A 252-nucleotide genomic window follows, 5' to 3' on the forward strand; every position below is an offset into this window, starting at 1 on the left:
CGATGACGACGACCAGAAGCCGCGCGGCCCGGATGGCAAGCCGAAGGGCGGTCGCTACAAACGGCCGTTCGGTGTGCCCGAGGACCGGACCCAGGACAACTTCACCGACCCCGATAGCCGCATCATGCGTATTCCGGCGATCGTGATCAGGGATTTCGGCGGATCATGATCGCTGATTCCGAACGATCGTGATCAGCCATTTCCGTCGAACGTGATCGCTGATCATGGGTTTCCGAAACGAGTGATCACGGA

General features: G+C 59.9%; 1 pseudogene. It reads left to right on the forward strand.

What is annotated here, in order from left to right:
• A pseudogene (locus DID96_RS38060) lies at positions 1 to 130 on the forward strand (IS5/IS1182 family transposase); the annotation flags it as partial.
• Positions 131 to 252: the final 122 nt, after the last annotated feature.

Source organism: Burkholderia sp. Bp8963 (genome assembly GCF_003854275.1).
Classification (GTDB): domain Bacteria; phylum Pseudomonadota; class Gammaproteobacteria; order Burkholderiales; family Burkholderiaceae; genus Burkholderia.